Origin of the sequence: Massilia sp. 9I, assembly GCF_902506415.1 — a bacterium.
Classification (GTDB): domain Bacteria; phylum Pseudomonadota; class Gammaproteobacteria; order Burkholderiales; family Burkholderiaceae_D; genus Telluria.
Genome location: NZ_LR733275.1, coordinates 4,104,782 through 4,128,839, shown reverse-complemented (window position 1 = coordinate 4,128,839; position 24,058 = coordinate 4,104,782). Strand labels below are relative to the sequence as shown.

At 67.3% G+C, this 24,058-nt stretch carries 19 protein-coding genes; 10 read left to right on the top strand and 9 right to left on the bottom strand.

Features of this window, described 5'->3' with window-relative positions:
* Positions 1-196: 196 nt before the first annotated feature.
* Both GV068_RS25285 and GV068_RS18430 read left to right on the top strand, forming a co-directional pair.
* Positions 197-6,340, top strand: coding sequence for a type I secretion C-terminal target domain-containing protein (locus GV068_RS25285; RefSeq protein ID WP_159701079.1), 6,144 nt, complete (start codon positions 197-199; stop codon positions 6,338-6,340).
* Between the two features lie 218 nt (positions 6,341-6,558).
* Complete coding sequence (locus GV068_RS18430; protein ID WP_159701076.1) at positions 6,559-9,552, top strand: DUF4214 domain-containing protein; 2,994 nt, start codon at positions 6,559-6,561, stop codon at positions 9,550-9,552.
* Between the two features lie 17 nt (positions 9,553-9,569).
* On the opposite strand, the gene GV068_RS18425 is transcribed toward GV068_RS18430, so the two are convergent.
* From GV068_RS18425 to pmbA, 4 genes are read right to left on the bottom strand one after another with little or no spacing between them, the layout of a single operon-like run.
* On the bottom strand, positions 9,570-9,989 hold the full coding sequence (locus GV068_RS18425) for a DUF1801 domain-containing protein (protein ID WP_159701073.1): 420 nt from the start codon (positions 9,987-9,989) through the stop codon (positions 9,570-9,572).
* On the bottom strand, positions 9,982-10,938 hold the full coding sequence (locus GV068_RS18420; RefSeq protein WP_159701070.1) for a DUF4214 domain-containing protein: 957 nt from the start codon (positions 10,936-10,938) through the stop codon (positions 9,982-9,984). Before GV068_RS18420 ends, GV068_RS18425 begins: the two co-directional genes overlap by 8 nt.
* Before the next feature lie 27 nt (positions 10,939-10,965).
* Positions 10,966-11,205 carry a hypothetical protein gene (locus GV068_RS18415; RefSeq protein ID WP_159701067.1) on the bottom strand — a complete coding sequence of 80 codons (240 nt, stop codon included), beginning with the start codon at positions 11,203-11,205 and terminating at the stop codon, positions 10,966-10,968.
* 14 nt (positions 11,206-11,219) lie between these two features.
* Positions 11,220-12,572 carry a metalloprotease PmbA gene (gene pmbA / locus GV068_RS18410; RefSeq protein WP_159701064.1) on the bottom strand — a complete coding sequence of 451 codons (1,353 nt, stop codon included), beginning with the start codon at positions 12,570-12,572 and terminating at the stop codon, positions 11,220-11,222.
* A gap of 117 nt (positions 12,573-12,689) precedes the next feature.
* Here pmbA and yjgA point away from each other — a divergent pair, with 117 nt between their 5' ends.
* From yjgA to GV068_RS18395, 3 genes are read left to right on the top strand one after another with little or no spacing between them, the layout of a single operon-like run.
* Complete coding sequence (gene yjgA / locus GV068_RS18405; protein WP_159701061.1) at positions 12,690-13,292, top strand: ribosome biogenesis factor YjgA; 603 nt, start codon at positions 12,690-12,692, stop codon at positions 13,290-13,292.
* A complete protein-coding gene (mog, locus tag GV068_RS18400) occupies positions 13,270-13,890 on the top strand; it encodes a molybdopterin adenylyltransferase (protein WP_159701058.1) in 621 nt (206 codons plus the stop codon). Before yjgA ends, mog begins: the two co-directional genes overlap by 23 nt.
* An 11-nt stretch (positions 13,891-13,901) precedes the next feature.
* The gene (locus GV068_RS18395) at positions 13,902-14,570 is read left to right on the top strand and encodes an alpha/beta hydrolase (RefSeq protein ID WP_159701055.1); all 669 of its coding nucleotides are present in this window, start codon (positions 13,902-13,904) and stop codon (positions 14,568-14,570) included.
* A 9-nt stretch (positions 14,571-14,579) separates the two neighbouring features.
* On the opposite strand, the gene GV068_RS18390 is transcribed toward GV068_RS18395, so the two are convergent.
* Positions 14,580-15,905: an aspartate aminotransferase family protein gene (locus GV068_RS18390; RefSeq protein ID WP_159701052.1), complete on the bottom strand. Its 1,326-nt coding sequence runs from the start codon at positions 15,903-15,905 to the stop codon at positions 14,580-14,582.
* A 125-nt stretch (positions 15,906-16,030) separates the two neighbouring features.
* Here GV068_RS18390 and GV068_RS18385 point away from each other — a divergent pair, with 125 nt between their 5' ends.
* Positions 16,031-16,585 (top strand): carboxymuconolactone decarboxylase family protein, encoded by a 555-nt coding sequence (locus GV068_RS18385; RefSeq protein ID WP_159701049.1) that lies wholly within the window; start codon positions 16,031-16,033, stop codon positions 16,583-16,585.
* A gap of 4 nt (positions 16,586-16,589) precedes the next feature.
* Here the strand turns inward: GV068_RS18385 and GV068_RS18380 are convergent, their stop codons facing one another.
* The 3 genes from GV068_RS18380 to GV068_RS25265 all read right to left on the bottom strand — a co-directional run bounded on the left by GV068_RS18380 (position 16,590) and on the right by GV068_RS25265 (position 18,409).
* Entirely contained in the window at positions 16,590-17,438 is an 849-nt protein-coding gene (locus GV068_RS18380) for a fumarylacetoacetate hydrolase family protein (RefSeq protein ID WP_159701046.1), read from the bottom strand.
* Between the two features lie 66 nt (positions 17,439-17,504).
* Positions 17,505-17,858, bottom strand: coding sequence for a cytochrome c family protein (locus GV068_RS25270; protein WP_229464320.1), 354 nt, complete (start codon positions 17,856-17,858; stop codon positions 17,505-17,507).
* Complete coding sequence (locus GV068_RS25265) at positions 17,855-18,409, bottom strand: cytochrome c (RefSeq protein ID WP_229464318.1); 555 nt, start codon at positions 18,407-18,409, stop codon at positions 17,855-17,857. Before GV068_RS25265 ends, GV068_RS25270 begins: the two co-directional genes overlap by 4 nt.
* Positions 18,410-18,498: 89 nt before the next feature.
* Here GV068_RS25265 and GV068_RS18370 point away from each other — a divergent pair, with 89 nt between their 5' ends.
* Genes GV068_RS18370 through GV068_RS18355 form a run of 4 tightly spaced genes read left to right on the top strand, consistent with a single transcriptional unit; the run spans position 18,499 to position 22,676 of the window.
* On the top strand, positions 18,499-18,897 hold the full coding sequence (locus GV068_RS18370; RefSeq protein ID WP_229464316.1) for a cytochrome c family protein: 399 nt from the start codon (positions 18,499-18,501) through the stop codon (positions 18,895-18,897).
* Between the two features lie 7 nt (positions 18,898-18,904).
* Positions 18,905-19,834, top strand: coding sequence for a cytochrome c oxidase subunit II (coxB, locus tag GV068_RS18365; RefSeq protein ID WP_159701043.1), 930 nt, complete (start codon positions 18,905-18,907; stop codon positions 19,832-19,834).
* On the top strand, positions 19,831-22,344 hold the full coding sequence (gene ctaD / locus GV068_RS18360; protein WP_159701040.1) for a cytochrome c oxidase subunit I: 2,514 nt from the start codon (positions 19,831-19,833) through the stop codon (positions 22,342-22,344). The genes coxB and ctaD overlap by 4 nt, the downstream gene beginning before the upstream one ends.
* Positions 22,345-22,346: 2 nt before the next feature.
* Positions 22,347-22,676 carry a hypothetical protein gene (locus GV068_RS18355; RefSeq protein WP_159701037.1) on the top strand — a complete coding sequence of 110 codons (330 nt, stop codon included), beginning with the start codon at positions 22,347-22,349 and terminating at the stop codon, positions 22,674-22,676.
* Between the two features lies 1 nt (position 22,677).
* Here the strand turns inward: GV068_RS18355 and GV068_RS18350 are convergent, their stop codons facing one another.
* On the bottom strand, positions 22,678-23,982 hold the full coding sequence (locus tag GV068_RS18350) for a sorbosone dehydrogenase family protein (protein ID WP_159701034.1): 1,305 nt from the start codon (positions 23,980-23,982) through the stop codon (positions 22,678-22,680).
* Positions 23,983-24,058: the final 76 nt, after the last annotated feature.

Genomic DNA, 24,058 nt, shown 5'->3' with positions numbered 1-24,058 from the left:
CCGAAAAGTATCGCCTGAACGCCCCGGCCCTCCGGGGCGTTCCTGCATCTGGACCATCGTACCGGCCATTCCAAACGACGTCCTACAACAGTTGACATGCGCTCGGCATAATTCGAAAACCTTGCCAAAATATTTATAGACTTGCAAGGCCCGGTGGGTGATATTCAGCAATTATCTTTCGCCTACGCCCTTGAATATGAGCACGCAGCCGGACACCCTCCCCGCACCAGTACGCCAATACGTCGCCACGGGCGCTGCGGCATCCGGAGACGCCGACACCACGGGCCCGACCCTGGTATCCGGGCCCGCCAGGGACCACGCGGTAGGCGCCAACCTGGTCTTCACTTTCAATGAGCCGGTCAAGCTCGGCAGCGGCACCCTGAAGCTGTATGCCGAGGGCGTAGGCCTGGTGTATTCGGCCGATGTTGGCACCGATGCGCGCATCACGGTGGAAGGCAACACGATCAGCTTCGATCCACCGGACGAGCTGAGGGTGAAAACCATTTATAACATCGTGTTCGATCCGCAGGTCGTTCTCGACTTGGCCGGCAATCCGGTAAATCAGTCCTACGGCCTCTGGCTGTCCTTCGAAACGGGCATCAGCCCCAGGGCCGTCAACGCGACGGGCACCGAGCAATCCGACTGGATACATGGAAGCGATTTCGCGGACACGATCTCCGGCGCCGGCGGCAGCGACTCCCTGTATGGGTATGGCGGCGACGATATCCTGCATGGCGACCGCGGCACGGACTATCTCAGAGGAGGCGACGGCGACGACAAGCTGTACGGCGACGCCGACAACGACAACCTGGCCGGCGGCGCCGGTGACGACCTGCTCGATGGCGGGACGGGCGACGACGTGCTCCGGGATGACGCCGGCGCGAACGTCCTGCTCGGCGGCGAGGGTAATGACCAGCTGTATGCCGGCAAGGCGGCGAGCGGCAGGCTCGATGGCGGCGAGGGGAACGACAGGCTCGAGGGCTACGGCGGCGTGGACTATGCCGGCGGCGCCGGCAATGATCGCTTGTACATCACGATGACCGGCGCCGATGCCACCAGTTCGGTCGCCGATGCCGGCGCCGGCGACGACTTCATCGAGCTCTTGTGGGACAGCCCGGCCGATGCCGGCATCGACCTGAAGGGCGGAAGCGGCGCCGACACCTACGTGCTTCGGGTAGCCGGCCTCGCCGCCGGCGCCGCGGACCTGGTGCGGATTACCGACTTTACGCCCGGTGCGAACGGCGACCGCATCGACGTGCTGGGGCTGCTGGCAGCCGATTACAACGGCAACCCATTCGGGAATGGGTTCCTGCGCCTGGTAGCGGATGGCGCCGACACCTTGCTCCAGCTGCGCACGGCCGATACGCCTGCAAGCTACCAGTCCCTGCTGAAGCTGGTCGGGGTCGCGCCCAGCCGCCTGACGCGCGCGAACTTCGCCGGCGACATCGACCCAGCCGGTTCGCAGGTCGGCTTGACGCTGGAGGGCACGGCGTCGTGGGACACGCTGACGGGCACGCTCATGAACGATACTATCCGTGGGCACGACGGCTACGACTACCTGCTGGGCAGTGGCGGCGACGACACGATCGACGGCGGCGACGGCGACGACGGGCTGGTGGGCGGTAGCGGCGACGATGTGCTGCTCGGCGGCGCCGGCAACGACCGCCTCGACGAAAGCGGCGACCGCACCGGAAGCAACCGGCTCGAGGGGGGAATCGGCAACGATACGCTGAGCGTCGCTTCCAGCGGCGCCAATGTGCTCGACGGCGGCGCCGGAGACGATACGCTCTCGGGAGGTAACGGCGCCGACACCTTGCTGGGCGGGGATGGCAAGGACACGCTCACGGCTGTCGATGCCGGCAACAGCACTGCGCGCACGGTCCGCCTGTCCGGCGGCGCGGGCGACGACCTGCTGCAGATCAACACCGTATCGGACCAGGTCATCGTGACGGCGCAAGGTGGCACGGGCGCCGACATCTTCGCCATCATCAGCCCGCGTTCCCAGCTGCGGATCGACGATTTCGACACACTCCAGGGCGACCGCCTGGACCTGCGCGCCCTCGTCCCCGCCAAGCTTGGCGATAACCCGTTTGGCCCGGCTGGCTATCTGAAGGCCGAACAGGCCGGCAGCGATGTGCGGATCTATCTCGACAGCGACGGCGCAGCCGGTGCGGTGCACACGTTCCGGCTGCTGGCCACGCTGGCCGGCACCAACCTGTCTCAGCTGTCGCGCGCCAGCTTCAGCGGCGGCTATGACTGGGGCGGCAGCGACGTCGGCTACACCATCGTCGGCACCGACGGCGAGGATGTCCTCGAGGGCGAGGACCTCGACGACACGATCCGCGGCGGCGAAGGCCGCGACATCCTTTCGGGCGGCAAGGGCGACGACCTGCTCGAAGGTGGCGACGAACGGTTTTACGGCGACAGCCTGTCGGGCGGCATGGGAAACGACACGCTGCGCGGCGGCATGGGGGATGACAAACTCGATGGCGGAGAAGGCGACGATAAGCTGAGTGGCGGCGACGGCGACGACCTGTTGCTCGATACCTTGGGCAATAACGTGCTCGAAGGAGGCAACGGCAACGATAAAATTCGGACCGCCCCAGGCTTCGGTTTCCCCGATGACGGCAAGGCTTACGCCATCACCATCGACGGCGGCGCCGGCGACGACGATATCGAAGCCTCGCTCGATGCCGATGTCGTCCTGGGAGGTACCGGCAACGACCGCATTGTCGTCTCCTGGTACGGCCACAACCTTGCGGCGCAGCCGCCGATGCGGATCGATGCCGGGGCCGGCGACGACACCATCGTCATGGCCGCATGGGCCAGGACGAGCGTGCAGGTCGAGGCTAGCGGCGGTGCCGGCCGCGACACCTATGTCTTCGGTAGCAGCATGGCGATGCCGATGCTGGCGATCACCGACTTCACCGCGGGTGCGGGCGGCGACCTGCTCGACGCATTCTCGCTGATCGACTACAAGGAAAACAGCGGCAACCCCTTCGGTCCGCCCCTGAGTCAGCTGCGCCTCGAGCAGCGCGGCAGCGACACGGTCCTGCAACGCCTCGGAACCGGTTCGGTCACGGGCTGGCAGGATGTCGTCATCCTGCGCAACGTCGCGCGCGACGCGCTCACCGGCGAAAACTTCATCGATGGCGCGCGCCCGGACGGTTCGCCCGTTGGGCACGAGCGCAGCGGAACCGCGGAACACGACAAGATGACGGGCGGGCGCCTCGACGACACGCTGCGCGGCGGGGGCGGTATCGACTGGCTGTACGGCGGAGGCGGCGCCGACAGCCTGTACGGCGACGACGGCGATGACCTCCTGTACGGCGAGGCCGGCAACGACCGGCTGTACGGCGGGGCCGGGCGCGACAAGCTCACCGACAACGCCGGCTTCAACCGCCTCGAGGGCGGCGACGGCGACGATGAGCTGTCGAGCAGCTCTCCCGATGGCGGCGAGCTGCTGGGCGGCGCCGGCAACGACACGCTGTTCGGAAGCGGCGGCAACATGGTGCTCGACGGCGGAGCGGGCAACGACAATCTCTCCGCAGGCAACTTGATTTACACCGGTCCGGCATCGACCATCCTGATGCATGGCGGCGAAGGCGACGACTTCTTCACCGCTGGCCTGAGCGGAAACCACGTGCTGAACGTCGTGGCCGACGGCGGCGCCGGACGCGACACCTACCGGATGTTCGACGTGCCGCGCACCGCGCCATTCAAGATCCTGGACTTCCAGACCGGCGAAGGTGGCGACCTGGTCGACCTGGGCGCCCTGATCAGCGGGGCGGACGGGCCGAATCCCTTCGCTCCCACGAACGGCCTGCGCATCGAGCAGCGCGGACCGGATGCGGTGCTGCAGGCGCGCGTCACGGAAAACGGCGTGCCCGTCTATCGCGACGTGATCGTCTTCGTGGGCATCGACAAGGCGGCAATCGGCGCCGCCAACATTCTCTGGGGCTTCAACCCGGATGGCTCCAACACCGGCCGCACCATCGTCGGCACGGCAGCGGACGAGCTGCTCGCGGGCGGCTGGCTGGACGACGACATCTCCGGGGGAGCCGGCAACGACGAGCTGATCGGCTCGGCCGGCAACGACCATCTGAAAGGCGGCGACGGCGACGACCTGCTATTGGGCGACTACTACGAGCGCAGTCCTCCAGGCGCCTGGAATGCCGCCCTGCTCGCCACCGGGGACGACATCCTCGATGGCGGCGCCGGCAATGACCAGCTGATCACGAGGTGGGGCAACGATATCCTGCGCGGCGGCGACGGCAACGATACCCTGGTCCTGCAGTCGCTGTATGAATTCGACGTCCCGGGACACCGCGTGCTGCTGCAGGGCGATGCCGGTGACGACCTCATCAAGATCGATCCCGAGCGCGGCGTCCGTCTCGACGTCGAGATGGCGGGCGGCGCCGGCAAGGACAGCTTCTGGTTCCACTGGCTGCCGTCGCGCGGCTCGCTCACGATTACCGACTTCCACGCCGGCGCCGCTGGTGACGTGCTCGATGTGTTGTCCGGCATGGAAAGCTACGTCACGTACGGGGAAGTCTCCCCATTCGCCAGCGGCCAGTACCGCCTGGTACAGCGCGGCGCCGATACCGTGCTCCAGATCGACCCCGACGGCGCCGGGAGCGGCGTCCACATGGACTTTGTGACGCTGAAGAACGTCGACAAGAATGCGCTGACTGCTGACAACTTCGCCCAGGCGCTGGCACCGGACGGATCGACCAAGGGTTTTACCCGGACCGGGACGGATGGCGACGATTTCCTTGGCGGCGGCTGGCTCGACGACATCCTGAAGGGCGGCGCCGGCAAAGACCACCTCGAGGGAGGGCGCGGCAACGACCTGCTCGAGGGCGGTGACGGCGACGACAGCATCTTCGACTCCTGGGGACGCGACACCCTGCTCGGTGGCGCCGGCAATGACATGCTGGTTTCGACGGGCGACGACTTTCTCGACGGCGGTGCGGGCGACGACGTCCTGATCAACCAACTCGGCAATGCAACGATGCATGGCGGCGACGGCAACGATCACCTGCAACTCTGGTCGTCGTACTCGGATTCACCCACCGCCCACACGATCATGTCCGGCGGCGCGGGCAACGACCGCTTCACGGTGAAATCGTACGCACCGAATGCCAATGTGGCCACCGTGAGCGGCGGCGCGGGACGCGACGTGTTCGAAACCGACACCGTCAACTACACCGTCACCGATTTCCAGGCCGGCGCCAATGGAGACCAGATCGCGCTCGCACCGCTCGGCTGGTACGTGCCGGTGTCCGATGCTTTCGGAAGCGCCGGTTATCTGCGCCTGGTGCAGCAAGGCGCCGACACGGTGCTGCAATATGACAAGGACGGCACGGGTAGCGGCTATGGCTTTATCAAGGTGATGACCCTGGCGGGCGTCAACGCCGCGAGTCTCACCGCGGCCAATTTCGTCGAAGGCGTCAACCCGCATCCGTCGGCTCCGCCTCCGCCGCCACCTCCAACACCGGCGCCTACTCCTGCGCCGACCCTACCTCCAACCCAGGCACCGACTCCTGCCCCGACCGCCCCTCCGACCCAGGCGCCGACTCCCGCCCCGACGGCAGCGCCCACGCCAGCTCCGACGCCAGCCCCAACACCCGCGCCGACGCTGGCCCCGCAGCCGCCCCAGGAACGCACCGGCACCAGCGGCGGCGACCAGCTGACGGGCGGCACCGGCAACGACAAGCTCGACGGCGGCGACGGCGACGACGTGCTCACCGGCGGCGCCGGCAACGACACCCTGATCGGCGGCGCCGGCATGGACAGCGCGCGCTACGGCGGCAAGGCCAGCGACTACACGGTCACGCGCGTCGGCGACGGGTTCCGGGTGGTGGCCAAGGCCGGCAGCGCCGAAGCAGGCACCGACACCCTGGCCGGGGTAGAACGCCTGGTCTTCGCCGACGCCCACCTGGCGCTCGATACCGAAGGCGTGGCCGGCCAGGCCTTCCGCATCTACCGCGCCGCTTTCGACCGCTCTCCGGACATGGGCGGCATGGGCTTCTGGCTGCAAACCATGGAAAAGGGCAGCCCCCTGCTCCAGGTCGCGGCAGGCTTCGTGGCCTCGAAGGAGTTCGCCGAGGTGTACGGTGTCGCGCCAACCAATGCCCAGCTCGTCATGGGCTTCTACAAGAACATCCTGCACCGCGAGCCGGAAGCGGCCGGCTACGCCTACTGGCTGGATGTGCTCGAGAACAAGCGGGCCACCTTGGCCGACGTGCTGGCCGCGATCAGCGAAAGCGGCGAGAACCAGGAAGGGGTGGCCGAGCTGATCGTCAACGGCATCCCCTTCACGCCATACGAGGGCTGAGGCCGCACACCCGGCGGCAAACAGGTCTCCTGCAACGCCCCGCCAGCGGGGCGTTTCCACATGTGTATGCAACGCAACAAGCGCATCCAGCCCGCATAGACGGCGTTGTACATCCGGCTTTTTCTCGACAAGCAAGCACCGCTCGGTGATAGTAGCGGCTGTTCGGAATTGCCTTTTTTATCATGACCTTATCCAGCCAGTCCTCAGCCGCATTCTCCATGTCGCAAACCGGTTCCGTCGCCAACGTCAGCCCCACCAAGGTCATCGCGACCGGCACCTCCGGTCCAGACGTCATCCACGGCAGCAATCTGGCCGACCAGTTGAGCGGCGGCGAAGGCGATGACAAACTGTACGGCTATGCCGGCGACGACACCCTCGATGGCGGCTTTGGCAACGACCTCCTCGACGGCGGCGACGGCAACGACGCCCTGACCGACGACTACGGCACGAACACGCTGCACGGCGGCGAAGGCGACGACCGGCTGCTTTCGCGCTCGCGCGAGGGCGGCCTGCTGGCAGGCGATGCGGGCAACGACCTCATCGAGGGCCGCCCGGGCCAGGTGCTCGACGGCGGCGCCGGCAACGACCGTATCGACGCGTTCGACCAGGACCGGACCGGCACGCGCATCGTCACCGTCCATGGCGGCGACGGCGACGACACGATCCGCGTGCGGACGGCGTTCCTGCCCGGCTTCACCGTGGTGGCCGACGGTGGCGCCGGCAGGGATATCTATTCCTTCGTCGACGCGACGAACGGCGCGGTCCTGAAGATCCTCGACTTCGCCACCGGCGAGGTCGGCGACATCCTCGACCTGCGCAACTTCACGCCCTACGTCGCGAACCCCTTCGCGCCGGAAAACGGGATGCAGATCATCCAGCGCGGCGCGGACGCGGTGCTGCAGAAGCGCAGCGGCGCCGACCCGTCCAGCGCCGTCGACCTGATCGTCTTCGCCAATACCTCGGCGGCGGCAATCGGCGCCGGCAATATCCTCGGTGGCTACCATCCGGACGGCTCGACCGGCGGCCGCGAGATCGTCGGCAGCGCCGCCGATGACCGCCTGAGCGGCGGTGCGCAAGGCGACGTGATTCGCGGTGAAGGCGGCAACGACACGCTCGACGGTGGGCGCGGCGACGACCAGCTGTTCGGCGGGGACGGCGACGACAGCCTGTATGGTGACTTTCCTGGCGAGAGCCTCCCTACCGGCAGCACCAGCGTGCTTCCATTCGGCAACGACGTGCTCGAGGGCGGCAACGGCAAGGACACCCTGGTCAGCCACGGGGGCAACGACGTACTGCGCGGCGGTGCCGGCGACGACCGGCTGGTACTGGCGTCGGCGAACTCGAACACGCCGGCGGCGCGTGTCGAACTCGACGGGGGCGACGGCAACGACCGCTTCGAGATCGCGCCCTCATTCGATGCGCCGGTCCAGGTGCTGCTCACGGGCGGCGCCGGCAGCGACAGCTTCCACATCGGATGGGCCGCGTGGAAAGGCGCGCTGACGATCACCGATTTCCAGGTGGGTAGCGGCGGCGACCTGCTCGACATCGACCTCGGGAGCTACTGGGTCGCGCCGGAGCGCTCGCCCTTCGCCAGTGGCCACCTGCGCCTGGAACAGCGCGGCGCCGACACCGTCGTCGTGCTCGACACCGATGGCGCCGCCGGGAGCGCCGCACCCAGGGACTTCCTCACCCTGCGCAACGTCGACAAGAACCAGCTGTCCGCAACCAATATGGCGCTGGGCTTGCCGCCGGACGGCAGCACGGCCGGCATCCGCTGGACCGGCAGCGCGGGGGACGACAGCTGGACTGGCGGCTGGCTCGACGACGTCGCCCAGGGCGGCGACGGCAAGGACACGCTGGATGGCGGGCCCGGAAACGACAGGCTCGAAGGCGGCGCCGGCGACGACTACCTGGTCGATCACCTCGGCGACGACACGCTGCTCGGCGGCGCCGGCGACGACATCCTGACCAGCACCGGCGACGACCTGCTGGAGGGACAGGACGGCAACGACACGCTCACCAGCTACGACGGCAAGGCGCGCCTCGACGGCGGCAACGGCAACGACCTGCTCGTCTACATCCCGCTGTTTGCGAATCCCGGCCGCGCAGTCATGCTGGGAGGAGTAGGAAATGACATTTTCCGCGTCGACGTCTGGCGGCGTGGCAGCGATCTCGCGACCGCCACCGGCGGCGAGGGCAGCGACCTGTTCGAGGCGGGTACCACGGGCTATACCGTGACCGACTTCCAGCTCGGAACCGGCGGCGACCGCATCCAGCTGGGAGCACTCGCCCTCGACCTGCCGCTGAACGGGGGGATCAATCCCTTCGGCCCCGCCGGCTACCTGCGGCTGGTGCAAAGCGGCAGCGACACGCTGCTGCAATATGACCTCGACGGCGTGTACAGCACCCACGGTTTCCAGACCGCGCTCAGGCTCGCCGGCATCAGCGCCGGCACGCTCACCGCGGCGCACTTCGTGGAAGGGTTCGACCCACAGCTCACGTCGAACACGCTCCCACCGGTTTCCGCCGCGCCGCGGGACAGCACGGGCGGCGCCGGCCGCGACGCACTGGTCGGCGGCGCCGGCAACGACCGCCTCGATAGCGGCGCCGGCAACGACAGCTTGCTGGGGGCGGGAGGCAACGACATGCTGCTCGGCGGCGCGGGGCTGGATACGGCGCGCTACTACGGCGGCATCGGCAACTACAAGATCACGCGCAATGCAGGTGGCTTCCTGGTAGAGGACAAACGCAGCGCCGGCGACGGTAGCGATAGCCTGGTGGGCGTGGAACGCATCGTCTTCGCCGACGGCCACATGGCGCTCGACGTCGACGGCGTGGCAGGCCAGGCCTACCGGATCTACCGCGCCGCCTTCGATCGCGCGCCGGACACGACCGGCATGGGCTACTGGCTTGCCGAAATGGACAAGGGGGCGTCGCTGACCTCGATCGCTGCCGGCTTCATTGCGTCAAGGGAGTTCGCCAACCTGTACGGCAGCGCCCCGACTAATACGGAGATCGTCTCCCGCCTCTACAAGAACATCCTGCACCGTGAACCCGAGGCGGCCGGCTACGCCTACTGGCTGGACGTCCTCGACAACAAGAAGGCGAGCCTGGCCCAGGTGCTGGCCGCGATCAGCGAGAGTACGGAAAACCAGCAAGCGGTGGCGGAGCTGATCGCCAACGGCATTGTCTACACGCCGTATTTTGCCTAAGGACTGACTGGGGGCTGTCAGGCAGCGTAGCGCGCCCGCGTAAGCTGCGCCGCCCGCGCCACCAGCTGCTCCAGCACGCCCAGGTCGACATCGTCCAGGCGGCGCAGGTACAGGCAGGCCTTGCCCATCTTGTGCCGGCCGAGGCGCCCGAGCAGCGCGTCGTCCTGCGGCAGCTCGCAGGACAGGTAGATGCTGATGTCGCCCTTGCGCGACGAGAAGCCGGTGAGCGGGGCGTCGCCCTCGCGCCCGCTGGCGTACTTGTAGTGGTAGCTGTCGAAGCCGACGATGCTGTCGCCCCACATCACGGGCGATGCGCCGGTCACCCTGTTCATCAGCGCGACGATCGCTTCGCAGTCCGGGCGCCGGGCGGCGTCCGGAATCGCATCCAGGTAGGCGCGCACGCTGGCGCCGTTCGCCTTCGTCTTGTTCTCAGCCATAGGGAGTGTGGGAGAAGCCATTGGCGATCAGCGCCGCTGTGCCGTTGATGTTTTCCGCACTTTCGCTGATCCCGGCCAGCACATCGGCGCGCGACGCGCCGGCATCGAGCCTGCCGACCCAGAAGTCGAGCCCGGCCTGCTCCGGTGCGCGGTCGAGGATGTTGGTGTAGTAGCGCGTGACGAGTTCGCGGTGGGTCATGGCCGAGCCGTAGGCCTCGTGGTATTCGCGCGAATCGAGGAAGCCCTGGGCCACGGTCGTGAACGCGACGCCGCGGTCCAGCAGGCCGATCCAGAAGCCGACGCCGGCGGCGTCCGGCGTGCGGTTGAAGGCGGCTTCGTACAGGCGGTAGGCGCGCCCGCCGGTCTCGCCGGCGCCGACGTCGAGCGCGACGTGGGTGTCGGCGAAGACCAGGCGCTCCACGCCCGTCAGGCTGTCCCGGCCCTCGAGACCGGAGCCATCGATCACCGTGAAGCCGTCGGCCGTGCGTGCGATGCTGAAACCCGCGCGTGCGCCGGCATACAGGGCGATGTCGCGCCCGCTGCCGCCCGAGATCCAGTCGTCGCCCGCGCCACCGCGGATGCGGTCGTTGCCGGCAAAGCCCATCAAGCCGTCCGCGCCGGCGCTGCCCTCGATGCTGTCGTCCCCCGCCAGGAAGGGTTCATACAGGCCGCGCAGGTCGCCCTTGCGCTCGACATAGGGCGCGAGCAGGCTGGCAGCATGGTCGAGGCCGCTGAGGCTGTAGACGAGGCTGTCCTTGAGGAAGTAGGAACTGCTGGCGATCGTGCCGCTCAGGCCGCCGCCTGTCGTGGGCGGGAAGTCGCCCTGGAAGGTCTGGCGCTGACTGGTGTCCGCGATCGAGATGCTGGTGGGATTGGTTTCGCGCAGCATCCAGGTCCAGTCCTGGACGCTGCGGAAATCGAAGGCTTGCGACAAAACGAGCTTGGCCATGTTGCCTCCGTCTGTCGAAACGAAGATTTAGAGTTCGACGCCCAGGTGCTTGGTAACCCAGCTGCCGGCGTCGTCGAGCGAATCGAAATGCAGAGTGGCGATGGTGGTCTTGTCCGCGGCCAGGAAGGTGGCGTAGGCCTTGCGGGTTTCGCTGCCCGAACTGAGCAGGTCAGACGGCTGCGACACTTCGACGGTGGCGACGAGGTCGAGGTTGAGCAGGACGCTCTTCTGACTGTTTTCCTTGTCGATGCGAATGAATTTGCTCATGCTTTACTCCCCTTTCAACTACCGGCGATGACCATTTTCTCGATCAGGATCGAGCCGGTCGATTTGTTGCCACGAGCAAGCACATCGTTGCCGATTGCCACGATTTGGGTGAACATCTCGCGCATGTTGCCGGCGATGGTGATTTCTTCCACCGGGTACTGGATCACGCCGTTCTCGACCCAGTAGCCGGAGGCGCCGCGCGAGTAGTCGCCGGTGACGTAGTTCACGCCCTGGCCCATCAGTTCCGTGACCAGCAGGCCCGTGCCCATCTTGCGCAGCATGCCTTCGAAGTCGTCGGCGCGCTTCGTTTGCGTCGAGACGATGTCGAGGTTGTGCGAACCGCCCGCGTTGCCCGTGGTCTGCATGCCCAGCTTGCGCGCCGAGTACGAGGACAGAAAGTAACCCTGTAGCACGCCATTGTCGACCACCTTGCGGCGGGTGGTGCGCACGCCTTCCTCGTCGAAAGGCGCCGAGCCGACCGCGCCGACCAGGTGCGGGTCTTCGACGATGTTGATGTGCTCGGGGAAGACCTGCTTGCCGAGGGTGTCGAGCAGGAAGCTCGACTTGCGGTACAGCGCGCCGCCCGATACGGCCTGGACAAACGCGCCGAGCAGGCCGGCGGCCAGCGGGGCCTCGAACAGCACCGGGCAGGTGCGGGTGTCGAGCTTGCGTGCATTCAGGCGCGCCAGCGCGCGCTCGGCGGCGTAGCGGCCCACGGCTTCCGGTTTACCCAGCTTTTTCGGGTCGCGCGCCGAGGTGTACCAGTCGTCGCGCTGCATCTTGTTGCCCTTGCCGGCGATCGGCGCCACCGAGATGGTGTGGCGCGAGAACGGGTAGCCGCCAATGAAGCCGCGCGAGTTGGCGCCGACGAAGTGCGACTGCTGCACGTAGACGCTGGAACCCTCGCTGTTGCTGATGCGCGGGTCGACTTCGAAGGCCGCGTTTTCGCAGCGCTGGGCGAGTTCGACCGCTTCCTCGGTGCTGATCTGCCAGGGGTAGAACAGGCGCAGGTCGCGCGGGTTCATTTCCAGCAGCTCGGCGTCGGGCAGGCCGGCGCAGTTGTCTTCGGCGGTGAAGCGGGCGATGTTCCAGGCCGCTTCCACGGTGTCCTTCAGGGACTTGGTGGAGAAGTCGGAGGTATTGGCATTGCCGCGCCGCTGGCCATAGTAGACCGTGACGCCGATGCCCTTGTCCTTGTTCTGCTCGATGGTCTCGATCTTGCCTTTACGCACGGAAACCGACAGGCCGCTGCCTTCGCTGATTTCGACCGATGCATCGGTGGCGCCCTGCTCTTTCGCGAACGCCAATACGTCGCGGGCGAGCTGTTTCAGCTGGTCCTGGGTATGGGTAAAAGCGGAGTCGTTCATGTCGTGTTTTTCGTAGCGAGCCCTAAAACAGTTATCATAGCAGCCGTTTACTATTTTCACTGACCGGCCTCGCGCAATAGGAACACTGCGGGATCAATCCGAGTCATTCCAGATATCATGCCTAATCCAAACCGCGGCTCCGTGGGCTTCCAGTCCAACGAGTTCGAACAAGAATACGAACGTCCCTCCAAGTCCGAAGCCAAGCGCCAGTCGAACGAGCTGCAAAAGCTCGGCGAACAGCTGGTCGAGGCGCCGCGCGACCGCGTCAAGCGCGTCGAGATGCCGGAAGACGTGAAGGAAGCCATCCTCACCTGCCAGAGCATTACCAACCACGAAGGCCGCCGCCGCGCGCTGCAGTTCGTGGGCAAGAAGATGCGCACGCTGGACGAGGCGGAAGTCGACGTCATCAAGCGCACCATCGACAGCTGGAAAGGCGCCTCGAAGGCCGAGACCGCCGCGCTGCACGCCCTCGAGCGCCGCCGCGAAAAGCTGCTGGCGGACGACAAGGCCCTGACCCAGCTGCTGGAAGAGAACCCGGAACTGGACGTGCAGCACCTGCGCACCCTGATCCGCAACGCGCGCAAGGAACAGGCGGAGAACAAGCCGCCGAAGGCCTACCGCGAGATCTTCCAGATCCTAAAGGATCTGGGCAAGAAACCGAAGCAGTCGGCAGGCGACGACGAGGAAGAAACGGGCGATGACGAGTCCGACGACGAGTGATCAGGAATTGATCATCGGCCTGGTGTCGGTCTCGGACCGCGCCAGCGGCGGGGTCTACGAGGACAAGGGCATTCCGGCCCTGAACGACTGGCTGGCGCAAGCCATCACCACGCCGTTCCGGGTCGAGACCCGTTTGATCCCCGACGAGCGCGCCGAGATCGAACGCACCCTCATCGACCTGGTCGACAATGTGCGCTGCCACCTGGTCTTGACGACCGGCGGCACTGGCCCTGCGCGGCGCGACGTGACGCCCGAGGCGACGCTGGCCGTGGCAAGCAAGGAAATGCCCGGCTTCGGCGAGCAGATGCGCCAGATCAGCCTGCGCTTCGTGCCGACCGCGATTCTGTCGCGCCAGACGGCGGTGATCCGCGAGACGCAAGACCACGCGGCCCTGATCATGAATCTGCCGGGCCAGCCGAAGTCGATCAAGGAAACGCTGGAAGGCCTGAAGGACGATGCGGGCACTGTGGTGGTGGGCGGCATCTTCGCCGCGGTCCCCTACTGCATCGACCTGATCGGCGGCCCGTATATGGAAACCAACCCCGCGGTGAGCAAGACCTTCCGCCCGAAGTCGGCGCTGCGTCCTCCCGCCGCATAAAGGAAAACTGCATGACCCAGCTGCTGGAAAACATCGAGATCGAAACCAAACCGAATCCGGAAGTGGCCGTCATCTGGCTGCACGGACTGGGCGCCGACGGCAACGACTTCGTCCCGCTCGTGAACGAACTGGACTTGTCCGGCCTGCCCGGCATCCGCTTCGTGTTCCCGCATGCGAAGACGATGCCGGTGACGATCAACGGCGGCTACGTGATGCGCGCCTGGTACGACATCACCGGCGCCGAGCTGACCCGCCGCGAGGACGAAGGCGGCCTGCGCGCCTCGCAGCGCGACGTGGAAGCCCTGATCGCCCGCGAAAAGGCGCGCGGCATCCCGGCTTCGCGCATCATCCTGGCCGGCTTCTCGCAGGGCTGCGCGATGACGCTGCAGACCGGCATGCGCCATCCGGAAAAGCTGGCGGGCATGCTGTGCCTGTCGGGCTACCTGCCGCTGGCCACCGTGGTGGGCCAGGAACGCAGCGAAGAAAGCCTGTCCACCCCGATCTTCATGGCCCACGGCACCCACGACAACGTGGTGCCCTTCATCCGCGCGCAGCAGTCGGCGCAGGTGCTCCAGGAGCTGGGCTACCAGGTCGAGTGGCACCAGTACACGATGCAGCACTCGTTGTGCCTGGAAGAAGTGCAGGACATCTCGAAGTGGATCCGCAAGGTCCTGGCCTGACCCGCCTCCTTACTGCTTCAACGCCGCCTCCACCGCATCGGCGAGGCGCGTCACGATCTCCGACAGATCCGCCGCCGTCGCGATGAAGGGCGGCGCCAGCAGCACGTGGTCGCCGACCTGCCCGTCGATGGTCCCGCCCATCGGGTACACCATCAGCCCGTTTTCCATCGCCTTGGCCTTGATCGCCGCGTGCAGCTTGCGCTCCGGCGGGAACGGCGTCTTGGTGGCGCGGTCCTGCACGAATTCCAGCGCCAGGAACAGCCCGCGGCCGCGGATGTCGCCCACGTGGTCGTGGGTCCCGAAGACGTCCCCCAGCATGCGCCGCAAGGTGGCGCCGCGGCTGCGCACCCGGCCGAGCAGGTCGTCGCGCTCGATCACCTTCTGTACTTCCAGCGCGGCAGCCGCCGCCACCGGGTGGCCGATGTAGGTATGCCCGTGCTGGAACACGCCGCTGCCGCTGCGCAGGCAGTCGATGATGGTCTGGTGCGCCAGCACCGCGCCGATCGGCTGGTAGCCCGCGCCCAGGCCCTTGGCGATGGCGATGATGTCGGGCGCCACGCCGTCCTGCTCGATCGCATACATGCTGCCGGTGCGGCCCATCCCGCACATCACTTCGTCGGCGATGAGCAGGATGCGGTAGCGGTCGCAGATGTCGCGCACGCCCTGGAAGTAGCCGGGCGTGGGCGGGATCGCGCCGCCGGTCGCGCCCACCACCGGTTCGGCGACAAAAGCGATGATGTTCTCCGGCCCGGCTTCCAGGATGCGGGTTTCCACCTCGTCGAGCAGGCCGGCGGTATAGTCGTCCACGCTCTGGTGGGCGGCGCGGCCGCGGTATTCGTAACAGGCGTTCACCCGCACGGTGTCCATCAGCAGCGGCGCGAAGGCCTTGCGGCGCCACTCGTTGCCGCCCACCGCCAGCGCGCCCAGGGTGTTGCCGTGGTAGCTCTGGCGGCGCGCCATGAACAGGCGCCGCTGCGGCTCGCCCGCCTCGACCCAGTACTGGCGCGCCAGCTTGAGCGCCGTCTCCATCGCTTCCGAGCCGCCCGAGACCAGGTAGACACCGCCGATGTCCTGCGGCGCGCCCGCGATCAGGCGGTCCGCCAGCTCCTCGGCCGCGTCGGTGGTGAAGAAGGCGGTGTGGGCATAGGCGCAGCGGTCGATCTGGCGGTGCATGGCGGCGATCACGTCCGGGTGGCCATGGCCCAGCGAGGACACGGCCGCCCCGCCGCTGGCGTCGATGTAGACGCGGCCGGCCTTGTCGCGCATGCGGATGCCGTCGCCCGACACCGCGGTCGGCGGTACCTGGCGCAGGTTGCGGTGGAGGATATGGCTCATTGCGACTCCCTCGGGAAGTAGAAGGCTTTGACAATAAGCGTGCGGCGCGCCGGTTCTTTTGATTTTTGACGGACGCTGTGCAATTATTTTCCAATTACAACAATTGTTGCTTGCGCTTCCCTGCCATGACCGACCGACTCGGACCGATCGCGCTCGAGGATATGACCCCGGCCCAGCGCGCCGCGGCGCAGGCCATCATCGACGGCCCGCGCGGGGCGGTCTACGGGCCTTTCGTGCCGTTGCTGCGCAGCCCGGAACTGATGGAGTACGCCCAGCGCATGGGCGAATACCTGCGCTATCGCAGTGCGATCGGGGTGCGGCTGTCGGAGCTGGCGATCCTGGTCACGGCGCGCCAGTGGAACCAGCAGGTGGAATGGGCGATCCACGCGCCGATCGCCGCCCAGGTGGGGATCCCGCCCGCGGTGGTCGAGGCGATCGCCGAGCGCCGCCGGCCGGAGGGCATGCTGGTGGACGAAGCCGTGGTGCACGACTTCTGCATCGAGCTGCACGAGCGGAAGTCGGTGTCGGACCGGGTGTACGCGGACGCGCTGGCCCTGTTCGGCGAACAGGGCGTGGTCGACCTGATGGGATTGAATGGCTACTACACCTTCCTGGCCATGGTGATGAACACGGCCAGGACGGCGGTACCCGGCTCAGGGGTGGGGCCCCTGCCGGATTAAGACTTTACTTCGGAAACGCCACCACGTCCTGCTGCTGCTCGCCCAGGCCCGCGATCCCCAGGCGCAGCTTGTCGCCTTTCTTCAGGAAGCGCTGCGGCGAGCGGCCCATGCCGACACCCGGCGGGGTGCCGGTGGTGATGATGTCGCCCGGCTCCAGGGTCATGAAGCGCGATACGTAGCTGACGATCTGCGCCACCGTGAAGATCATGTTCGAGGTGTTCCCGGTCTGCATGCGCTTGCCGTTCAGTTCCAGGTAGAGGTCGAGGTCCTGCACGTCATAGACCTCGTCGCGCGTTACCAGGAAGGGTCCGACCGGGCCGAAGGTGTCGCAGCCCTTGCCCTTGTCCCACTGCGAGCCCATCTCGAACTGGAAGGCGCGCTCGGACACGTCGTTGACCACCGTGTAACCGGCCACGTACTTGAGCGCTTCTTCTTCCGTCACGTACTGGGCGCGGGCGCCGATGATCACGCCGAGTTCCACTTCCCAGTCGGTCTTCTTCGAGCCCTTCGGCAGCTGGACCGGATCGTCGGGACCGGACAGGCAGCTGATCGCCTTGGTGAAGAAGATCGGCTCCTTCGGCACCGCGGCGCCCGTCTCGGCGGCGTGGTCGGCGTAGTTCATGCCGATGCCGATGAACTTGCCGACCCCCTTGACCGGCACGCCCAGGCGCGGATTGCCGCGTACCTGCGGCAGCGTCTTCCAGTCGAGCTTCGCCAGCTTGCGCAGCGCCTTGTCGCCCAGCTGGGACGCGTCGATGTCGTCGATGATCCCGGACAGGTCGCGCAGGCGGCCCTCTTCGTCGAACAGGCCCGGCTTTTCCTTGCCCGGGCGGCCATAGCGCACCAATCTCATTCTTGTCTTCCCCATGTGTAGAACATGCCCCGCAGGGCCAAGCGGGCGATGATACCAAAGGCGCGCTTATTGCGTGAGCAGATAGGCGCTGATGTCCAGCGCATCGCGTTCGCTCACGCCCATGTCCGGCATCGCGGTATGCGGGTCGACCGACTGCGGATCGCGGATCCAGCGCACCAGGCTGGCCTGGTCGTTCGGAAGCGCGCCGGCCAGCACCTTGCGCCGCGCCATATCGGACAAGGGACGGCCAACGTAAACTTTCGAGCCCGGCACGCCGGGGATCAGGTGGCAGGACTGGCAGGCGTACTGGCTGACGGCGATCTTGCCGCGTTCCGGGTCGCCCTGCACGCCGGCGGGCGGGCGCTTGGGCGTGCAGCCGGCCAGGGCCAGGGCCAGCAGCAGCATCGGCAGCGTCTTCAAGGCGCCGCTCCCTGAGGAGCGTTCTGCGCCGTCCATGCGCGGTAGTCCTGCGCAGTCATGGTGGGCAGCACCGTGACGAAGGCGACCACCGCCCAGATCTCGTCTTCGCGCAGGTGGTATTCCCAGGCCGGCATGCCGCTCATCTTGATACCGTTCTTCGTCACCCAATACAGCTCGCGCGTCTTCCAGCGCTGGGTCGCGTCCACTAGCGGGCCGGGAATCGGCTGCATGCTCATGCCGATGGTGGACTGCGCAAACCCTGGACCGCCGTGGCACTGCGCACACTTGTCGCGATAGACCTGGGCGCCGAGCCGCAGCTGCTGCTCGCCCCCGAGCGGCGGCACCTTGACATCCTCGGCGTGGTTGCGCACCGAGTACTTCATCCCCGCTTCCAGCACGCGGTACACGGGAGGGAAATGCTGGGCGGTGGCGCCGATGTTGTACCAGCCGCCGAACAGCACGGCGAGACCCGCCGCGCCTGCGGTGACGCCCGCTGCCACGAGCGTAAGTACAGCGGTCTTGACGATCAGCCGTTGGCGGTTGTTCAGCATGGGCGGGGTGCGTCCGATTGGATTCGTTAAAAAAATTACATCACTGTTTGTGTATTATAAAAGCCACTCCACAATTCCGATTTCCAAGCGTGCGCACCCGTCCACCCTACGATTCCGTCCGCAAAAGCACACGACACGCCGGCCTGATGCTGGTGTCCGCCATGCTGCTCGGCGGATGCAAGGACGAGCCGCGCTCGATCGTTCCCGGCGGCGAGGTGGAGCAGGGCCTGCGCCTGGTGACCCAGTACCAGTGCGGCGCCTGCCACACGATTCCCGGCGTACAGGGCGCCGCCGGCAGCGATGGCCCCGCGCTCGACACGATCGGCCGCCTGAGCTACATCGCCGGCGGCATTCCCAACCGGCCCGACAACATGGTGCGATGGCTGCGCGTGCCGCATGCCGTCAAGCCCGGCACCGAGATGCCGCCGATGGGTCTTACGGAACAGGAGGCGCGCCACATGGCGGCCTTCCTGTACACCCTCAGGTAGGCGGCGCATGAACGATACGCTGCAATCGGTCCTGCATCCGGGCGGCTGGGACGCCGCCATCATCAGCCAGTTCGCCTGGGTGCTGTTCGGCGCCGGTACGCTGATTTTCGTGGCCGTGATGGCGCTGCTTTACTTGAGCCTGCGGCGCCGCGAGCGGCCGGCGCGCGCGCTGCTGTGGATCGGCGGCGGCGGCATCGCCTTCCCGGTCGTGGTGCTCACCGCACTGCTGGCATGGAGCACCTGGCGCAGCGCCCAGCTGGCGCCGCAAACCTCGCACGGCGCCCTGAACATCTCGGTGACCGCCAAGATGTGGTGGTGGGAAGTGCGCTACCACGACCCGGCCAGCGGGATTGAGGTCGTCACCGCCAACGAGATCCACATCCCGACCGGACGCGCCGTCCACCTGGGCCTGAATTCCGCCGACGTGATCCACAGCCTGTGGATTCCATCGCTCGCGGGCAAGCGCGACATGGTGCCGGGCCGCGTCACCAGCCTGACCCTGCGCGCCGAGAAGCCCGGCATCTACCGCGGCCAGTGCGCCGAATTCTGCGGCGCCCAGCACGCCAAGATGGCGCTGCACGTGGTGGCATCCAGTCCGCAGGAGTTCGAGTCCTGGCTGGCGCGCCAGGCCCAGCCGGCCCAGCTCGCCAGCACGCAGCTGCTCGAGCGCGGCCGCGCCGTATTCCTGGAGCAGCGCTGCCAGGCCTGCCACACCATCCGCGGCCTGGCGGAAGGCGCACGCCTGGGGCCGGACCTGACCCACGTCGGCAGCCGCATGTACATCGGCGCAGGCCTGCTGCGCACCCACCGCGACGCCCTCGGCGGCTGGATTGCCGACCCGCAGAAGGCCAAGCCGGGCGTCTTCATGCCGGGTTCCCGTGAGCTCGACAGCGAGACGCTGAACGCGCTGTCCACCTACCTCGAGCACCTGAAATGACGCAGCCGCTTTCCGACGCATTGCCTAATTCCCTGCCTCGCCCGGAGGGCGAACTCGAGCGTCTCAAGGAAGTCTGGCGCACGCCCACCGGCTGGCGCTTCTTCAAGTCGGTCAACAACACCAGCATCGGCCTGCTCTACATCGGCACCGCCCTGCTGTTCTTCATCCTGGCCGGCATCCTGGCGCTGCTGATGCGGGTCCAGCTGGCCGTGCCCGACAACGGCCTGCTCAGTCCCGGCACCTACAACCAGGTCTTCACCATGCATGGCACGGTGATGATGTTCCTGTTTGCGATCCCCATCGTCGAGGCGATCGCGGTTTACCTGCTGCCCAACATGCTGGGCGCGCGCGACCTGCCCTTCCCGCGCCTGTCCGCCTATGCCTACTGGGCCTATGCCTTCGGCGGCCTGGCCTTCTTCTGCACCATCTTCGTGGGACTGGCGCCGGACGGGGGCTGGTTCATGTACCCGCCCTATACCGGCAACCAGTATTCGCCCGGCCTGAACGCCGACTTCTGGCTGCTGGGGATCGGCTTCATCGAGATCTCGGCGATCGCCGGCGCGGTCGAGCTGATCGTCGGCATCCTGTTCACCCGCGCGCCCGGCATGACGCTGCGCCGCATGCCGGTGTATGCCTGGGCCATGCTGGTGGTGGCGGTGATGATCGTGTTCGCCTTCCCCGCGGTGATCGCCGGCACCGCCCTGCTGGAACTGGAGCGCGCCTTCGACTGGCCCTTCTTCATCGCCGAACGCGGCGGCGACCCGATCCTGTGGCAGCACCTGTTCTGGTTCTTCGGCCACCCCGAGGTCTACATCATCTTCCTGCCGGCGGCCGGCATGGTCTCGACCATGATCCCGACCATTGCCGCCACCCCGCTGGTGGGCCGGCGCGCCATCATCGTGGCGCTGGTGGGCGTGGGCTTCTTCAGCTTCGGCCTGTGGGCCCACCACATGTTCACCGCCGGCCTGGGCGTACTGGAGATGAGCTTCATCTCGGCAGCCAGCATGGCGGTCGCGATCCCGACCGGCATCCAGGTGTTCGCCTGGATCGCCACCCTGTGGAACGGGCGCGTGCAGATGCACTCGCCGGCCCTGTTCCTGATGGGCTTCATGTTCATCTTCGTGCTGGGCGGCCTGACCGGGGTGATGGTGGCCGTGATTCCTTTCGACTGGCAGGTGCACGACACCTATTTCATCGTGGCCCACCTGCACTACGTGCTCATCGGCGGCATGGTGTTCCCGGTGTTCGCGGCGATGTATTACTGGCTGCCCCTGGTCAAGGGCCAGGCGCTGTCGGAACGCGTGGCGCGCTGGGTGTTCTGGCTGATGTTCGGCGGCTTCAACCTGGCCTTCTTCCCGATGCACATCACGGGCCTGTACGGCATGCCGCGCCGGGTCTACACCTACGACGCCCAGATGGGCTGGGACTTCCTGAACCTGCTGTCCACGGTCGGGGCTTTTGTCTTCGCCTTCGGCGTGCTGCTGTTCATCTTTGACGTCGTGCGCAGCCTGCGCCGGCCGGAGAAGGAGGTGGGCAACCCGTGGAATGCGCCAACGCTGGAATGGCTCACCTCCGAATCCTACGGCAACCGCAGCATCCCGCGCATCACCTCGGTCAACCCGCTGTGGGACCAGCCTACGCTCTCGGATGAAGTCGACCGCGGCCAGCACTACCTGCCGCAAACCGCCACCGGCCTGCGCGAGACCATCGCCACCAGCCCGGTCAGCGCCGAGCCGCGCTACCTGATGGTGCTGCCGGGCGACAGCTGGCTGCCCGTGATCGCCGCCCTCGGCACTGCCGGCTTCTTCCTGCTGCTGACGGTGAAGGCCATGCTGCTGGCCTGGATATTCGGCTTCATGGCGGTGGCCGGCACCATCGCCTGGCTGTGGGAATCCGACCGCAAGCCGCCAGTCAAGCAGGCGCGGGTCAGCGACGACCTGGTGCTGCCGGTGAACGCCAAGACTACCTCTTCGCAATCCTGGTGGGGCACGATGGTGATGCTGGTGGTCGACGCCTGCATCTTCGCTTCCTTCGGCTACGCCTACGTCCACGTGTCGATGCGCCTGATGGTCTGTCCGCCGCCGGGCGCCGCCCTGCCCGAGCTGCCCTGGCAGCTGGCGTCCGGCGGCCTGCTGGTAGCCGGCTCGGTCCTGATGCTGCTGGCGCTGCGCGCGCTGGGCAAGCGGCGCCTGCCCTGGCTGGTGCTGGCGGCGTTGGCCTGTACCGCGGCCTCCTTCATGCTCGACCTGCGCGGCCACCAGTTCGCCGGGCTCGATCCGAGCGCCAGCGCCTGGGGCGCGGCGATCGGGGCCCTCCTCGCTTACCAGGGCCTGCACGTGGTGGTGCTGGCGATCGCCGGGCCCTACCTGTGCCTGCGCGCCTGGCGCGGCCACCTGGGAGAGCATAGCCGCGCCACGCTCGACAACGTCTCCCTGCTGTGGCACTACACGACGCTGCAGGGCCTGGCCGGCATGGCGCTGGTGCGCATCCTTCCGCTGCTGATGGAGTAGGCATGCACGATCATTTCTTCCGCCGGTTCGTGCGCGGCACCCTGCCGCTGCTGGTGTGGGCCGCGCACTTCGCCTTCTGCTACCTGTTGGCGGCGGCGCAGTGCACGCCGGCCGCGATGCGCGCCGGAGGACCGGACCGGATGCTCCTCGGGGGCGCCACCGCGCTGGCGCTGGCCGTGTGCGCGTGGCTGGCGTGGCGTGAGCGCGCCATCCTGCAGGACGCGCAAGGCGCGGGCCTGCTCCACTGGGCGGCAGCGCTCGGCGCCCTGCTGGCGCTGGTGGGGATCGCGTGGACCGGCCTGCCGCTGCTGCTGGTGGGCGACTGCGCGTAAATCAGCGGGCGCCCGGCGTCACGCGCCAGATCACGTTACCGACGTCGTCCGCCACCAGGATGGCGCCCGCCTTGTCCACCGCCACGCCCACCGGGCGGCCCAGCGCATCGCCCTGCTGGTCGACGAAGCCGCCCAGGATCTCGACCGGCTTGCCCGCCGGCCTGCCCGCCCTGAAGGGCACGTGGACCACGTTGTAGCCCGACAGCGGCGTGCGGTTCCACGAGCCGTGCTGGCCGATGATGGCGCCATTCGCGAATTGGGGCAGCAGATGGCCCGTATAGAAGGCCAGGCCCAGCGCCGCCACGTGGGCGCCGAGCGCGTAGTCCGGCACGATCGCCTTGGCCACCAGGTCGGGGCGTGGCGGCTGGACGCGCTCGTCCACGTGGCGGCCGTAGTAGCTGTACGGCCAGCCGTAGAAGCCGCCCTCCTTCACCGACGTCAGGTAGTCCGGCACCAGGTCGCTGCCCAGTTCGTCGCGCTCGTTGACGACGGTCCAGAGCACCCCGGTCTCCGGGTTCCAGGCCAGGCCGTTCGGGTTGCGCAGGCCGGAGGCGAACAGGCGCGTCCTACCGCTGGCGATATCGACTTCGAGGATGGCGGCGCGGTCGGTTTCCTTGTCGATGCCGTTCTCGGCGACATTGCTGTTCGAGCCCGAGGTCGCGTACAGCCGGCGGCCGTCCTTGCTGGCGATGATGTTCTTGGTCCAGTGGTGGTTCAGCGGCCCGCCCGGCAGCGCCGCTACCGGTTGCGCACCGGCCGTGATCTCGGTGGCGCCGTCCTTGTAGGGGAAGCGTACGATGCCGTCGGTATTGGCCACGTACAGCATGTCGCCCACCAGGGCCATGCCGAAGGGCGAGTTCAGGTTCTTCAGGAAGACCGTCTTCGTTTCGGCGGCGCCGTCGCCGTCGGCGTCGCGCAGCAGGGTGATGCGGTTGGCGCTCGGCACCGCGGCGCCGGCCTTGGCCATCACCTTGCCCATGATGTAGCCCCGGATGCCCTTCTTGTCTTCCGGCCGCTCAGGCGCATTGGTTTCGGCAACCAGCACGTCGCCGTTAGGCAGCACCAGCAGCCAGCGCGGGTGATCGAGGCCGGACGCAAAGGCCTTCACCGCGAGGCCGGCCGCGGCGACCGGTGTGCTCCCCGGCGGCCAGCCCTTGGCGGGCGCGATGTCGACGGTCGGGATGATGCGCTTGACCGGCGACGCGATCGCCGGCTCGAGGCCGACGTCGGCGCCGGGTGACAGGGTGGAACGGTCGCCGCAGGCGGCAAGCAGCAACAGCATGGCTCCGAGCGGGTAATGGCGCATGGTTTTCTCCTGTGGGCGGGCAGCATCCATCTTGCCAGATGCGGGCCAATCAGGGAATATCGCACTGCCCGCCGGC